Source organism: Streptomyces sp. NPDC107522 (assembly GCF_055657525.1).
In genome coordinates this window covers 373,295-386,480 of sequence record NZ_JBVKAU010000004.1, presented here as the reverse complement: position 1 = coordinate 386,480, position 13,186 = coordinate 373,295, and the positions used below count along the sequence as shown (strand labels likewise).

At 65.0% G+C, this 13,186-nt stretch carries 14 protein-coding genes, 1 tRNA gene and 3 pseudogenes; 11 read left to right on the top strand and 7 right to left on the bottom strand.

The window, feature by feature from the left end:
• Positions 1-60 precede the first annotated feature (60 nt).
• The 3 genes from ACZ7L6_RS15775 to ACZ7L6_RS15765 are packed head-to-tail and all read right to left on the bottom strand — an operon-like array spanning position 61 to position 1,320.
• Positions 61-438 carry a hypothetical protein gene (locus ACZ7L6_RS15775; RefSeq protein ID WP_471924590.1) on the bottom strand — a complete coding sequence of 126 codons (378 nt, stop codon included), beginning with the start codon at positions 436-438 and terminating at the stop codon, positions 61-63.
• Positions 438-866, bottom strand: a complete 429-nt coding sequence (locus ACZ7L6_RS15770; protein ID WP_471924063.1) for an ATP-binding protein — start codon at positions 864-866, stop codon at positions 438-440. Before ACZ7L6_RS15770 ends, ACZ7L6_RS15775 begins: the two co-directional genes overlap by 1 nt.
• Positions 867-912: 46 nt before the next feature.
• The gene (locus ACZ7L6_RS15765) at positions 913-1,320 is read right to left on the bottom strand and encodes an NUDIX hydrolase (protein ID WP_471924588.1); all 408 of its coding nucleotides are present in this window, start codon (positions 1,318-1,320) and stop codon (positions 913-915) included.
• Positions 1,321-1,429: 109 nt separating this feature from the next.
• Here ACZ7L6_RS15765 and ACZ7L6_RS15760 point away from each other — a divergent pair, with 109 nt between their 5' ends.
• The 5 genes and pseudogenes from ACZ7L6_RS15760 (at position 1,430) to ACZ7L6_RS15740 (ending at position 4,573) form a co-directional block, all read left to right on the top strand.
• A complete protein-coding gene (locus ACZ7L6_RS15760; RefSeq protein WP_461696713.1) occupies positions 1,430-2,221 on the top strand; it encodes a GntR family transcriptional regulator in 792 nt (263 codons plus the stop codon).
• Positions 2,222-2,390: 169 nt separating this feature from the next.
• On the top strand, positions 2,391-2,747 hold the full coding sequence (locus tag ACZ7L6_RS15755; RefSeq protein ID WP_461696711.1) for an SCO3933 family regulatory protein: 357 nt from the start codon (positions 2,391-2,393) through the stop codon (positions 2,745-2,747).
• Positions 2,747-4,055 (top strand): annotated as a pseudogene (locus tag ACZ7L6_RS15750) (FtsK/SpoIIIE domain-containing protein). Before ACZ7L6_RS15755 ends, ACZ7L6_RS15750 begins: the two are co-directional and overlap by 1 nt.
• Before the next feature lie 73 nt (positions 4,056-4,128).
• A pseudogene (locus ACZ7L6_RS15745) lies at positions 4,129-4,311 on the top strand (tyrosine-type recombinase/integrase); the annotation flags it as partial.
• Between the two features lie 4 nt (positions 4,312-4,315).
• Entirely contained in the window at positions 4,316-4,573 is a 258-nt protein-coding gene (locus ACZ7L6_RS15740) for a DUF6221 family protein (RefSeq protein WP_471924059.1), read from the top strand.
• 108 nt (positions 4,574-4,681) lie between these two features.
• On the opposite strand, the gene ACZ7L6_RS15735 is transcribed toward ACZ7L6_RS15740, so the two are convergent.
• Positions 4,682-4,755 (bottom strand) — tRNA-Gly (locus ACZ7L6_RS15735).
• Between the two features lie 573 nt (positions 4,756-5,328).
• Between ACZ7L6_RS15735 and dcd the strand changes: the two genes are divergently transcribed.
• Positions 5,329-5,904, top strand: a complete 576-nt coding sequence (gene dcd / locus ACZ7L6_RS15730; RefSeq protein WP_234761692.1) for a dCTP deaminase — start codon at positions 5,329-5,331, stop codon at positions 5,902-5,904.
• 33 nt (positions 5,905-5,937) lie between these two features.
• Positions 5,938-6,132, top strand: a pseudogene (locus tag ACZ7L6_RS15725) (phosphoribosyltransferase); the annotation flags it as partial.
• Between the two features lie 233 nt (positions 6,133-6,365).
• On the opposite strand, the gene ACZ7L6_RS15720 reads toward ACZ7L6_RS15725, so the two are convergent.
• Positions 6,366-7,112: a hypothetical protein gene (locus ACZ7L6_RS15720; protein ID WP_471924056.1), complete on the bottom strand. Its 747-nt coding sequence runs from the start codon at positions 7,110-7,112 to the stop codon at positions 6,366-6,368.
• 174 nt (positions 7,113-7,286) lie between these two features.
• Between ACZ7L6_RS15720 and ACZ7L6_RS15715 the strand changes: the two genes are divergently transcribed.
• Positions 7,287-8,075 (top strand): hypothetical protein, encoded by a 789-nt coding sequence (locus tag ACZ7L6_RS15715; RefSeq protein WP_471924054.1) that lies wholly within the window; start codon positions 7,287-7,289, stop codon positions 8,073-8,075.
• Between the two features lie 86 nt (positions 8,076-8,161).
• On the opposite strand, the gene ACZ7L6_RS15710 is transcribed toward ACZ7L6_RS15715, so the two are convergent.
• Complete coding sequence (locus ACZ7L6_RS15710) at positions 8,162-8,665, bottom strand: GNAT family N-acetyltransferase (protein WP_471924052.1); 504 nt, start codon at positions 8,663-8,665, stop codon at positions 8,162-8,164.
• The gene (locus tag ACZ7L6_RS15705) at positions 8,656-9,900 is read right to left on the bottom strand and encodes an XRE family transcriptional regulator (protein WP_471924050.1); all 1,245 of its coding nucleotides are present in this window, start codon (positions 9,898-9,900) and stop codon (positions 8,656-8,658) included. The genes ACZ7L6_RS15710 and ACZ7L6_RS15705 overlap by 10 nt, the downstream gene beginning before the upstream one ends.
• 159 nt (positions 9,901-10,059) lie before the next feature.
• On the opposite strand from ACZ7L6_RS15705, the gene ACZ7L6_RS15700 reads away from it, so the two are divergent.
• The 3 genes from ACZ7L6_RS15700 to ACZ7L6_RS15690 all read left to right on the top strand — a co-directional run bounded on the left by ACZ7L6_RS15700 (position 10,060) and on the right by ACZ7L6_RS15690 (position 12,725).
• A complete protein-coding gene (locus ACZ7L6_RS15700) occupies positions 10,060-10,569 on the top strand; it encodes a hypothetical protein (protein WP_471924048.1) in 510 nt (169 codons plus the stop codon).
• 408 nt (positions 10,570-10,977) lie between these two features.
• Positions 10,978-11,226, top strand: coding sequence for a DUF397 domain-containing protein (locus tag ACZ7L6_RS15695; protein ID WP_471924046.1), 249 nt, complete (start codon positions 10,978-10,980; stop codon positions 11,224-11,226).
• A gap of 584 nt (positions 11,227-11,810) precedes the next feature.
• Positions 11,811-12,725 (top strand): JmjC domain-containing protein, encoded by a 915-nt coding sequence (locus ACZ7L6_RS15690; RefSeq protein ID WP_471924044.1) that lies wholly within the window; start codon positions 11,811-11,813, stop codon positions 12,723-12,725.
• Positions 12,726-13,186: the final 461 nt, after the last annotated feature.

Below are 13,186 nucleotides of genomic sequence, written 5' to 3'. Positions count from 1 at the left end.
GCAGAGGCGGCGCGCGCCCGCGCCGTGCGCGGGCCTTGAACCAGTAGAGAAAGTTGTAACTCAGTCGGCAGCGTGGGGCTTGAAGTCGTACGCGCAGACTGGAAGTTCGGTGCCGTTGCGGTGTGCGAGCGGCACGAAGAGCACGGGCCGGATTGTCCATGTGATCCGGGTGCGGGCCTGGGTGATGGACACGGTGCAGGGCTCAGACCGTAGGAGGGCTCGTCGTGTCTCGATGCGGCCTTCGTATAGCCAGTCCCACGCCTCGTCGGAGGCCTCCGCGTCCAGCGCGGGTGTGATCGTGCGCAGGGTGACCGCCACCCAGTTGTCGGCCTGTGCCGCCGAGTACGCGTCGATCGATGCCAGGAGTGCCGGCCGCCGCTGCTCGTCCAGGTCCTTGGTCCAGCACTCGCACCAGTAGCCCCACTGCGGCTTGTCCATCAGCACGGGTGGCCTCCAGGGCGCCAGTCCGCGAAGAGCTCCGCGGTAACCGTGTGGCCGCCGTCGGTCTCGTGGACCACGACCCGGTGCGCGATGACGCTGACCATGCCCAAACCGCGGCCGTGTTCCGCGTCCTGGTCCTGGTGCTCGACCTTCGGGGCACTGCCGGTGCCTCCGTCGTCTGTGACCGACAGGGCGATCACCTGCGGGGAGACGGCGAGTGCCAGGTGGAAGCCGCCCGACTCAGCGCCGCTGGCCGTGTGGAGGATCGCGTTCGCGCTCAGCTCGCTCACGATCAGCTCGGCGTCCTCCGCTAATGGTGATCCGCGCAGGATGTCGCGGGTCCATCGGCGGGCCCGGCTGACCTCTTCCGGAAATCCTGGGCAAGTGAGCCCCCAGACCCGGGCGCTACTCGTATACTCGTGCATACAAGTTCCTTCGTGCTGGTAGGCCGCCATGTGCAGCGGGTTCGGGCTAGACGAGTTTCACGCCGTCATGGGCGCGAATGGCAGGTGGAGACGCCGCGTCCATCGCGTCCAGGACGCGGATCGCGTACGCCTCGTCGGCGAGCTCGGATACCTCTTCGCGAGTGGCCCAGCGCAGTGCGCGGGTCTCGCTTCCGGTGGTGGGCGTGCCGTCGGCGGCTTCGCAGCGGAAGACCATGGAGACGATCAAGCCCGTCATGTTCTTGTAGACGCCGGTCAGGGTCGCGGGAAGTGCGATCTTGATGCCGGTCTCTTCGAGGACTTCGCGCTGGAGGGCCTCGGGGATGGTCTCCTCGCGTTCGAGGATTCCGCCCGGCGGTTCCCACTTGCCGTTGTCACGGCGCTGGATCAGGAGGGCCCGGCCGCGGGTGTCGATGACGACCCCGGCGACGCTCACGGAGTGCGGGCGTTCAGTGCTCACGTTCCTCGGCCCTCTCGGCTGGCTAGGCTCTCCACCGTAGCAACAAGACTCGCCCACTCGTCTAGATACCTAAAGGAGTACACACGTGAGCCCTGCTCTTCCTTCGGGCCTCCTCGGTGATCTCGACCCCACGAGCGATCGTGCGGTCTTCCGGCAGATCGCAGACCAGCTGCGTGAGGCCATCGACCGTGGGCGATTCAGAGAGGGCGACAAGCTGCCCTCCGAGGCTGACCTTGTCGAGCATTACGGGGTATCCCGTATGACGGTTCGAAACTCCTTCTCCATCCTCCAGGGGGAAGGGCTCGTGCACGCCGAGCACGGCAAGGGCGTCTTCGTGCGGCCCCGGCCTCCCGTGCGGCGGCTCGCCTCCGACCGGTTCGCCCGGCGGCACCGGGAGCAGGGCAAGTCCGCCTTCATCGTCGAGGCGGACGCGGCCGGCAGTCACCCGCAGGTCGACAGCTTGGAGGTCAAGGAAGAGAAGGCAAGCCAGGACGTCTCCGCCCGGCTTGGCTCCGTGCGACGAGTACTGGCTCGTCGGCGCCGGTATCTGCTCGACGGGCGGCCGGTCGAGTTCGCCACGTCCTACCTGCCGCTCGACATCGCCCGCGGTACGCCCATCGCCGAGCCGAACCCCGGCCCCGGCGGCATCTACGCCCGCCTCGAAGAGCTGGGCCACCGCCTCGACCACTTCGAGGAGGAGATCCGGGCCCGGATGCCCTCGCCCGCCGAGGTGAAGACGCTCCGGCTGGCCTCCGGCGTGCCGGTCATTCACCTGATCCGGACCGCCTTCGACACGGAAGGGCGGGCCGTCGAAGTCTGCGACACCGTCATGGCTGCGGACGCGTACGTGCTGTCGTATCAGCTTCCGGCGACCTGATCGTCATGGTTTGCGGTGGTGCGCGGGGACGCTTTCCCGAACTCGTACGCCCCAACAGGCATACTCGTATAGACGAGTGGGCAAGCTGTGTGGCAACGTGGTCCATGCGAGCCCGGAGATCGGGTTCGCGGGACGCATCATGTATAGACGAGTAGACAGGGAGAATCCCTTGCGTACCATCCGCGTTGAGACCTCCGGCGCCACGATCCTGCTGACCGAGGCTCCCGAGCCCAAGGTCCGCGACCGCCAGACCGGAGAGATCGCAAAGGACGCCAACAGCGGTGAAGCGCTGATGACCATCGGCGTCGTCTACATCGAGGACGGCGAGTCATCGCTGATCAAGGTCACGGTCCCGGAGGGCGGCATCTCCGAGGGGCTGGCCCTCGGGGCGCCGGTCTCGCTGCCTGGCCTGGTCGCCCGGCCCTGGGAGAGCGTGTTCAACGGTCAGCAGCGTCACGGCATCGCCTACCGCGCCGCCGCCGTCACCCCGGCCGCGTTCCCGGCCTCCACGGAGGCCGCCGCCTGATGAGCGACATAGCGACGCTTCTGGAGGTGGGTGGTCCTGTCGCCGCGCTTGGCGGCGGGGCCGCCTACGCCCGGGCCAAGCATCCGGCGGCGTACTGGTCCACACTCGGCCTGCCGGTGTCCACAGTCCGGCTGCTCAGCACGTACGGCTCGGTCATGGAAGCGTGCGGCCTGACCGTCACGCCGTCCCGGCTTCGGGTCCTCGCGGTCAAGGCGACCACCCGGCGTGAGGTTCGACCTGTTCCGCCGCGTCGGGGGATCATTCGGCCCCCGGCGACCGGGCTGCGACTTCGCCTGCGGCTCGCCCCAGGGCAGGAACCCGCTGACGTCGCTGCCTCGGCCGAACGGCTACGGCATGCCTGGGGCGTTCACGCCGTGTACGTCACCACTCTCAAGCCGGGTGTCGTTGAGCTGCGGGTGGTCGGCTTCGATGTGCTTCGGAAGGTGCGGATGCCTCGCAAGGTCGCGGGCGGTCTCCTCCAGGTGCCGGTCGCGCTGCGGGAGGACGCCACACCCTTCGTGCGCGATTACCGCACCATCCCGCACCAACTCGCCCTCGGTGCAACGCTGTCAGGCAAGTCCATGTACTTGCGCCACCTGATCACCGGCCTCGCTCGACAGCCCGTCGCCCTGGTCGGCATCGACTGCAAGCGCGGGGTGGAACTGGCGCCTTTCGCGCCCCGGCTCTCGGCGCTCGCTACCGACCCGGAACAGGCGGCTGACCTGCTGCCCCTGCTCGTCAAGGAAATGGAGGACCGCTACGACCTGATCAAGGCACGCCAGGGCATCGCCCCCAGCACCCCCGATGAGGAGATCACCTCCGACATCTGGGGACTGTCAGAACACGAACGGCCCGTACCCATCGTGCTGTTCGTTGATGAAGTCGCCGAACTCTTCCTCGTCGCCACACGCAAGGACGAGGAACGCCGCGACGAGATGGTCACCCAGCTCATCCGACTCGCCCAACTCGGCCGTGCCGCCGGGATCCACGTGGAAGCGTGCGGGCAGCGGTTCGGCGCCGAACTGGGGAAGGGGGCCACTCCGGGCCCAACTCACCGGCCGTGTCTGCCATCGGGTCTACGACGAAGCATCGGCCAAGATGGCGCTCGGCGACATCGATCCCGAGGCGGTCTTGGCTGCCTGCGCCATCGCTCCCGAGCGTCCCTGCCTGGCCGTTGCTGGCGACACCTCCGGCGGCTGGTCCCGCATCCGCACGCCGTACCTCTCCCTCGGCGATGCCGCCGAGACCTGCCGGGCCTCGGCACACCCAGTACCCGACCTGCCCGCACTGAAGCCCTTCCGGCCGTGACTGACTGACTTCCCAACCCGGTTGGCGTGGCCACCTCACGCCAACTCCCTACTCCTCCCATGTCTGCATCCGAACGATGCTCCGCGCGGGCCAGTCATCCGAGAAGGCGGCCATGATCTACCAGCACTCCGACGACGAGCGTCAGCGGGAGGTCGCCGCCGGCCTCGACGACATGGTCCGCGCCGAACGTGCGAAGCCCCACAACGGGGAGCGAGCCAAACCGGGCGGCGCCGACGCAGACGGCACGCGAGGATGAGCCCATGGACGACCTCATAGCGTTCCTCCGCGCCCGTAACGAGGAGGACAACCATGCCTATGCCTATGTGAGTGACACCTTCGGCGGCGAGGCCCTCCTCGACAGTCACCTGCCCATGCTCGACCTGATCGACATGCTGGCGCGGGACTTCAAGGTGATGGATCCCTCGGACTCGCGCGTCGCCGGTCTCGCCTACGCGCTTCGCGTCCTCGCGCAGTCCTACGACGGGCACCCTGACTACCGCCAGGAGTGGCGTCCCTAGGCGCGTCGGTAATGGTGCACAAGCCCTGATGGTGCGGTTGTGGTGCGCAGGGGCTGCACCGGTCTAGACAACAAGGAACCCCCAGGTCCCTGACCTGGGGGCTTCATATGGAGCGGGTGACGAGAATCGAACTCGCGCTCTCAGCTTGGGAAGCTGATGTTCTACCATTAAACTACACCCGCGTAAGACGCCCGCCCGGAGATGATCCGGAGGCGGTGTCCGATCGCCTCGTCACTGTACCTCATCTCCGGCCCCGGGCGCTGACGCCGTGGGGCCTGAGTGCGTTTCAGGGGGCGGATGTGGGTGCGGGGTACCGGAGTTGGGGCGTACGGTGGAGGGGTGGGAGAGGGGCCGGGTGGGGGCGGAGTGCCGCCTGGAGGGGCGTCCTTTTGATCCCGTAATGTGGCCTTCGTCGTCAGGCAGGTAGCAGCCGGACGCGGCTCTTGGGGAAGGGACTCTAGGACTTGATGGAGCGCACCGTCGTCCGTTGTGCCGATGGGCACGTGTTCAGCACCGCTTCGTTCCCGATGCAGCAGGCCGAGCGACTCGGCCCCGGCCGGCTCGTCCGATGTCCCCGGTGTGCCCGGCTCCGCAGTGTGGTGCCGGTGACGCTGGAGAAGCGGTAGCGGTAGCGGCAGCGGGCACAAAAGCAACAGCAGCAGTAGCAGCAGCAACAGTAGTAACAGCAGGTGCAGTGCCGGGCGCGCGGAACCCACGATTGTGGCCGTTCCGCGCGCCTTGCGTATCCTCGGGGCGTGCTTCTCTCAGACAAGGACATCCGGGCCGAGATCGACGCCGGGCGGGTACGGATCGATCCCTATGACGAATCCATGGTGCAGCCGTCGAGCATCGACGTACGGCTGGACCGGTACTTCCGGGTGTTCGAGAACCACCGGTACCCGCACATCGACCCCTCCATCGAGCAGGCCGATCTGACGCGGCTTGTCGAGCCCGAGGGGGATGAGCCGTTCATCCTGCATCCCGGGGAGTTCGTCCTCGCCTCGACGTACGAGGTCATCACGCTGCCCGACGATCTTGCCTCCCGGCTCGAAGGCAAGAGCTCGCTCGGGCGGCTCGGGCTGGTCACCCACTCCACCGCCGGGTTCATCGACCCGGGGTTCAGCGGGCACGTCACCCTCGAGCTGTCCAACCTCGCCACCCTCCCCATCAAGCTCTGGCCCGGCATGAAGATCGGCCAGCTGTGCATGTTCCGGCTCAGCTCGCCCGCCGAGTTCCCCTACGGCAGCGAGCGGTACGGGTCCCGGTACCAGGGGCAGCGCGGGCCCACCGCCTCCCGGTCCTTCAAGAACTTCCACCGGACCCAGGTGTGAGCGACGACTTCCCGATGAGCCCTGATGAGCCCCATGAGTGACAGCAGCGTGCGGGAGAACCTCAGCTACGAGCGGTTCGGCACCGCCGTCCGCGAGCTCGCGCAGACCATCGCCGACGACGGCTACGAGCCGGACATCGTGCTCAGCATCGCCCGGGGTGGGGTCTTCGTCGCCGGCGGACTCGCATACGCCCTCGACTGCAAGAACCTTCATCTCGTGAACGTGGAGGTTTAGTCGGGCCTCTCATACCACAGGGCTCTGACCTGGGCAAACGTCCTGGTCAGGGCTTCTTTGCTGTGCCCGTTCGTACCCCTTCGGTGTAGGGCGTGACGGTTGCTCTGCTGAGATTCCGCTGACCCCTGTGGGGGCTCTGCGCTGACAGTCGTGGAGCAAGTTAGTTGCCTCCTGGGCGTGTCGCCTGTACCGTCCCACGAAGCAACAGACCCCCCGAGGCTGCTACCTCAGGGGGTCGCCCGGCGGGCTGCTACCCGCTGGGAAGTACACCTAGAGAAGTGGGTCTCTAGATGCGCGTCCAGCGTACCCGGCACACCCGTGCCTATGTGCAGATCCCTAACGAGATCGCACAGTCCAACATGTCGTTGGCCGAGCTTGGCCTTCTCGTCAAGCTGCTGTCCCTGCCGGACAAGAACAACGCCACGGTAGAGAAGATCACTGCCCGCGTCCCGGACGGTCGTAGGACTGTCGCCAACGCCATGACCGGACTCGTAGAGCGTCGGTACGTCCACCGTGCCCGGGTCCAGGACCCCGAGAGCGGACGTTGGGTCACCCTCACCTCTGTCTCTGACACCCCGACTGACCACATGCCGACGGTCGGGGAGCCGACCACACCGGATGTCGGCGATTACCCCAAGGGGAAAGACGCGGAGCGAAATGACCACCTCCCTACTCCACCTGCTGAGGAGCTGGACGGCTCCGAGGAAAGCGGCAATGGGGAGGGGGAGGAAGCGGCTCCCCAGAAGACAGACGACGCCCTGATTGAGCGAGCCGTGAAGGCTCTCCACAGGCTTGCCATTCACGAGCCCCGGCTTCTGCTGACCAACCGCGAAGCTCGGCGCCTGGCGCCGCTGGCCGCTCAGTGGCTCTCTGAGGGCTTCCACGAAATGGAAGTCATCCGAACCCTGCGCAAGGCCCTGCCTACCCCCGTGGCCTCTGCTGCCGCTCTCGTCCACTTCCGGCTGAAGAACCACGAGCCCGAGCGGACTCACGCCCCCGTGCCCTCTCAGGCGCCTTCACAGCCCGTTCAGCGGGCTCAGTGCCCCGAGTGCCACAGGCCCTACCGATCGGGCCACCCCGGCGGCCTCTGCCGCGACTGCCGCAACGACGGCTGACCTCTCTCACCCACCACAACCCAAGGGACACCCATGCCTTCTGCAACCCCCTGGTACATCAAGGGCATCCTCTACGTTGCCTTGCCGGCGGCGTGCCTCGCAGCGCTCTACCTCTCCATTCCGGGAGAGGTAGCGTTGGCGAGAACGGCCGGATGGTCCGAGCACTACGCACCCGCCATGCCCGTGTGCCTCTCGGTGTACGCCCTCTCTGCGGGCGCCATCTCCACGTACCGCCGCAAGATGGAGTTGCCCGGTCAGGTGACTGCCCTGGTGGGCTCTCTCATGGCTCTGCTGCTGGCAATGTCGGCTCAGTCGATCTCTCACCTGATCGAGCAGAACTACATGAACAGCTCCGCTCTCCTGGTGGTGGCTGTCTCTTGCGTCCCACCTCTCACCATCGCGCACCTCGTACACATGGCTGAGACCCCAGCCCAGGTGAAGACCGCCTCTCAGCAGATGGGGGAACTTGCAGAGATGATCGACTTCCTGTCACTTCAGGTGGTCGACACCCTCACCCCTCAGGCTGCGGCTCTCACCGCTCGCTCTCACGCTGTGGTCTCTCAGCACGAGGCCCTAGCCCACGTTGCAGAGAGCCTGAAGGCTGAGGCTGAGACGGCCTCTCAGGAGATCGAGAAGGGCCTTGCGGAGGGCTCTCGCAAGCAGACCGTCACCCTGACGAGAGAGACCGTCAAGGAGGCTGCTGAGAGCCTGAGGGCATCTGGTGAGAGGCTGACTGTCAAGAACCTCTGCAAGGCCATCGGGATCAGTGAGGCTTCCTGGTACCGACACGGAGGCCCCGACGCTCTCACAGCAGTCGGCTAGTCCCTCAGACACGATGAGAGGCCCTGCCAGGGGTACAGGCAGGGCCTCTCAGGTGTCGAGTCTACCGGTCAGCGCCAGCGGATCGCCTACAGCTTCCGGACCATGACGGCATACAGCGGGGAGTCGTCTGAGGGCTTTGCCTCGCCTACCTTGCTGTAGCCCCAACGCTCGTACATGGCCTGAACCCTGGGGCGCTGAGCCTCCACCGTGAGGGAAACCATGTCAGCCTCCACCTCTTCGAGCAGAGCATCATGGATCTGCTGTGCCCGACCGGTGCCGCGCCACTTGGGGATCACCATGAGTTCGGACAGACCGAACACGGAGCCCTTCAGGTCTGAGGGACGCCTGTGCCCCTTCCACCAGCCACCCGGCTTGAACTTCGAGCCGTACGCATAGCCAACCGCGCCGCCCTCCTCCCAGCCGGAAACACAGAGCCAGTCTTCCCGTTTCGACCAGAGATCAACGAAGTAGGAGAAGCGCTCACGGGAGTGGAACGGGTCCGGATCGTCCGCGTATGCCTCGTCGTGGATGTCCAGCAGCAGAGACCGCACGTCCCGCGCGTCGGCGTGCGTGTAGAGCATCAAATCCACTGGGCGGACTCCTCGATCCACTCGACAACTTCGGGTGCCTTCGAGCCCGAGGCTACGAGCACCTTGCGCGTTGCTGCCAGGGTGTTCGTCGTACGCCGTGACCCGGCGCCTGAGGGAAGCAGCATGTATGCCCGTCGACCTGTCACACATGCAAGTTCCAACTCCCCTTGCTTGGCCTGAGCGACGGCCAGGTGTGCGGTGTACAAGGCTCGATTACGGACCATTTCCTCTGGAATATTCGCAAGGGTGCGATGCAGGCAGTATTCGGCCCTTCCGTGGTCCCCGAGTGCTGTCCATACGAAGCTGGACAGGGCGTCGAACTCACTGCTGTCGTAGAAACTGATCCACTCAGGGCGCTGCTGCTCGTCCGCCCGCGCAAAGGCACGTTCGGCATCGTTCAGGGCGCGCAGAGCCTCCGACCGCCGCGTCGGCACGCGTGCCAGTCCGTTGGCGTTGCGCACATGCCCGAGGGAGGCATACAGCGGATCTCGCCGTGCGATTGACGAGCGCTTCATTACCTCTGCACCCGCCACGGCTTCAGGATGGTTCTCCCGCATGCTGGACGCCAGGAACATGTGGTTCCAGACGTGAAACATCGCCTCACTGTCCCGAGACAGGCCAGCGAAGGTAAGTGCCCTGTCGAGATGTCCACGCGCCCGCTGTGGTGCGCTGGCGTCGAGCGAAGCGAAGGCCGCGGAGCTGGTGACCTCCGCTGCGAGTCGATGAAGCATGTCCCGCACGCGCGTTGAAGCCGTGGAAACCGCCAGAGAGGATTCGATTCGAGAAGCCAGCTCCACCGCAAGGTTCTCTACCCTCTTCGTACCCCGTCCCGCATCGTCAGCCCGGAGGATGGCCACATACTCTCGATGGAAGCGCCGGACATCATTGATGCCAAGTCGCCCCTGGTCGCTGACGCCTGAGGTCGCGAGGGCCAGCGCTGAGCCGCCCGCAGCGTTGAGGAACTTACGACGGTGCACAGGATCTGCCTCCTTCTTGCGGGGCACGAACCCTAGATCCTCGGCGCCGGCGGAGAGGACCCGTTCCAGGCATAGCCTGATGCGATCCTGCGGCCACTTCGTCGCGCCGCGCAGCCATCGGCGCACATCCGCATCAGTCAGCTTGCCCGGCTTGCCCGTCAGAGCCTCAATCTCATCATTGACCTGACGTGCTAACTCAGCCTGACCGAAGCCGAGTTCCTCCATCCGGTCTGCGAGCTTCTCGTTCACATAGGGCATGTCCTCAAGGTAGCTCTGAGCGACCAGAGGGACACAGGGGAAGGTAAAAATCACCGGGGTCATGCGAGGGCGTACCCCTGTATTTCACCTGGCTCGGGTGCGTCGGCCGTCGTTGACTAAGGGCCAACCCCCAAGCACGCAGCGGCACGAGGTGATGACATGTCGGAGCCCACGGCCCAGGTCGTAGAACTTCCTGGTGGCCAGTCGAACAACCGATCTCAGGACGCCTATGAGGCTCTACGAGAGCTGCTTGCAGAGATCGGTGTATCCCCGTCCCAGATGCGCGTGGACTGGGCCACCGAGGGCCGTGAGGCACCCGTCGTGATCGGAGCCCTGAGCGTCGTGGAGGTGCTGAGGCTCAGCCGAGCGCTTCGGGAAGCCAGCCGACGAACCCAGCCCGTGAACCTCCTGGAGGAGCGGCACCATCGCCCGATGGTGGGGGAAACCGTGCTGGACGAAGCCACGGACCGGATCGGCGAGGTAACGGGCTACCTTCTACGGCCCGTGGAGGACGGAGAGCCATGGGCGACTGGAGCGGAGAACATCCGGCGCCCCGACCGGGACAGGCTGATGAAGGTCCGCATGGCCCAGCTCGACAGAGACCGCCGTGCAACGCCACCGAGTCCGCCGGCACTTGAGCCCACCCAAGAGGACCGAGTAGCGACATGATCGCGGAGCCGAAGTCATGAGACGGCGACCGCTGATCTCTGGTTGGTGCGTGCTCTGCCGCAACGCGGCAATGGTGCTGTGGATTGGCCCGGTAGAACACGACGGTCAGAGCGCCCCGGTCTACGCCTGTGAGCCGTGCTGTGAATACATGCGGCAGTACATCAGTTTCTGCAACCAGCAATGGGACGCGCGTCCCGCAAGTTGACTTCCAAACTCCGTCCTCGCTGGATGAGTCCGAAGAGAGGCTTCCCCCGTCTTCCTATCGGAATTCCTAGCGGGGGCGGGTAAGCCCCCGCCCGGTTGCTTCGCCAACCCCGTGAAGAAGGACAGGTAAGCAGCCGGGCGGGTCTGCAAGTGCACAACGGCGCGGAGAACGACTCTCCGCACGAGTGAGCACCTGGAGGAAGCATGACCCCCGACACGAACCCCTACACCCTGCCGACCGAGGGAGCCGAGTTCACCGCCTACTGCGGCGGCAACCTCGGCGGTGACAACGAGACGTGCGTGGAGATCGCCGCCCACCCCAGCGCGGCGGACACCTTCATCGTGCGCGACAACAAGCCCGAAGCCCCCGCCGGCACGATGCTGCTGTTCAGCGGCCCGGAGATGGACGCGTTCGCGTCCAGGTGGGTCAGGGACCGGGGCCTGACGGTCTAGTCTGAGGCCCTCCTCAGCACACACCACGAACCGCCCCCAGAAGCCTTGGGGGCGGTTCCAAAGCCATTGGAGAACGCATGGGTTGGCCTGACGATGAACCGGGACACTGGCACGGCTACGGGCCGTGGGTCGGCAGCCCCGCCCGGTACTTCCAGGATGCCAACCGTCGGCCTCCGCACCCCGACCCTCCCGCGCCAGGAACCAAAGAAGAGCCTCGATACCGAGAGGCAGCTTCGGACTTCGCAGCCTCCAACCTGCCGCCTCTCATGCTCGGCCATTGGTTCCTGAAGAAGAACCAGGCTGCTGCCGACAGAACATGGACCGATGTAACTGATGTGGTGGAGTGGCTAAGGAAGCATTACCTGGATAACCCGCCGTTCGAACGTGGCGATGGGGGACAGGCTTACGAATCCCTGGATTCGAAGGTTGTAGGCGCTTACGACTCACTACCTCGTGGCGTGGACGTGGCTTGGGTGCATTACACCCCGTCTCAGAACATCTTCTCAGTTCACGTCGTGTGCTGTCCGAACGGATTTCATCCAGACCTTCCGTGCCCCCTGCCGCCAACGTAAAGGAGATCCGCAATGTCCCTGCGTCTCTTGCTGCCCGAGGACGGCACAACCGAACTCCTGGGCTCCTGGCCTGATGAGCCGCGGGTGTACCAGCGAGGAACCACCGAGCTGGACCGCTTCGTCACTCCCGAGTTCTTTGAGACGTGGGCCTTCAGCGGTTGCACCCCTGCTGACGAGGTGGCCGTCATGAACCTGGGCGGCAACCCTCCTCGTCCCAGCATCCATCCGATGGGCTTCAAGACGAACGGTCGGACGGACGGGGCGAAGCTCCGGGCGTACTACGAAAAGGGCTTCACGATCCGACTGGGAAACCTTCAGAGGGTCGTTCCCTTCCTCGGCGGGGTGTCTCGCTCGATCCAGAGGGAAACGGGATTCTCGAACTACCTCCACGCCTTCCTCACGCCTGCCGGCGGTCAGGGTCTTCAGCACCACTGGGATCAGCAAATGGCCGTGATCGTGCAGATTTCGGGCTCGAAGACGTGGGAACTCTGGGAACCCAAGTTCAAGGACCCGGTTCGGAGCCACTTGGACTCAACCCAAGTGTGGGACCCGCGATGGCAAGAGGAGTGGATTGCTAAGGGACCTGATCAGGTATTCGACCTGGAACCTGGGCAGTCCCTAATTCTCCCTCGCGGGTGGGTGCACAACCCGCATTCCCGGAATTCCGACGACCCCAGCATGCACCTGACCTTCGCCATCCGCGAACGAACGCCCGTGTGGCTGGTCGATCAGCTTCTTTCCGGGGTAATTCAGGATGAAGAGTTCCGTACGGTGATTCTCCCCGAGGAAATTCACGGAGATGGTCTCAGAACACGCCTGAGCCAGACTCGGAGGGAACTCATCACGTACCTGGAAGCCCTCGATCTCGATGAAAAGGCGGAATCTGTGCGTGACGCGGCTCTGACAGAGCTGGAGTACACCACCTAGGGCTCAGGGAGTCGACCATAGAGGGCGTCCCCCTTCGGAGGGGGCGCCTTCTGCTGTGTCAAGAGGTTTTGAGAGGGGGTATACCAACCGCCTCCATAGATTACGTACGCGTCCTCTGACGCAGAACGGGACAGGAGAGCCCCGAAATGTGAGCCAGAGAACAATGTTGTTGTTACCTCACCCCATGTGGTGCAGCATTACGAGCCCTCTGAGGGGTCCTGTGAAGCCGCGGTGCCGGCTGAAAGGGCCAGTAGGGGGCTCGAAGCATGTTCCCGGCGATTAGCGCTTGTGAGCTTGTGAAGCCTTCAAACCCGTACACGACGGAAGGAAGGCGCCCCCTGCGGTCCCTCGTGAACATTCTCGTTATATTACCCCCGTATATGTGCATCACATGTGTGTGCGGTAACATTAATACATTGTGCGCTTGTGAATGATAATGCACCCGCACTAAGTGAGGCATC

Bases quoted from the DNA above. Each gene is read 5' to 3' on its own strand.
- ACZ7L6_RS15775 (WP_471924590.1), bottom strand. From the start codon at position 438: ATGGACAAGCCGCAGTGGGGCTACTGGTGCGAGTGCTGGACCAAGGAC.
- ACZ7L6_RS15770 (WP_471924063.1), bottom strand. From the start codon at position 866: ATGCACGAGTATACGAGTAGCGCCCGGGTCTGGGGGCTCACTTGCCCA.
- ACZ7L6_RS15740 (WP_471924059.1), top strand. From the start codon at position 4,316: ATGGACGACCTCATAGCGTTCCTCCGCGCCCGTAACGAGGAGGACAAC.
- ACZ7L6_RS15715 (WP_471924054.1), top strand. From the start codon at position 7,287: ATGCCTTCTGCAACCCCCTGGTACATCAAGGGCATCCTCTACGTTGCC.
- ACZ7L6_RS15705 (WP_471924050.1), bottom strand. From the start codon at position 9,900: ATGCCCTATGTGAACGAGAAGCTCGCAGACCGGATGGAGGAACTCGGC.
- ACZ7L6_RS15700 (WP_471924048.1), top strand. From the start codon at position 10,060: ATGTCGGAGCCCACGGCCCAGGTCGTAGAACTTCCTGGTGGCCAGTCG.
- ACZ7L6_RS15695 (WP_471924046.1), top strand. From the start codon at position 10,978: ATGACCCCCGACACGAACCCCTACACCCTGCCGACCGAGGGAGCCGAG.
- ACZ7L6_RS15690 (WP_471924044.1), top strand. From the start codon at position 11,811: ATGTCCCTGCGTCTCTTGCTGCCCGAGGACGGCACAACCGAACTCCTG.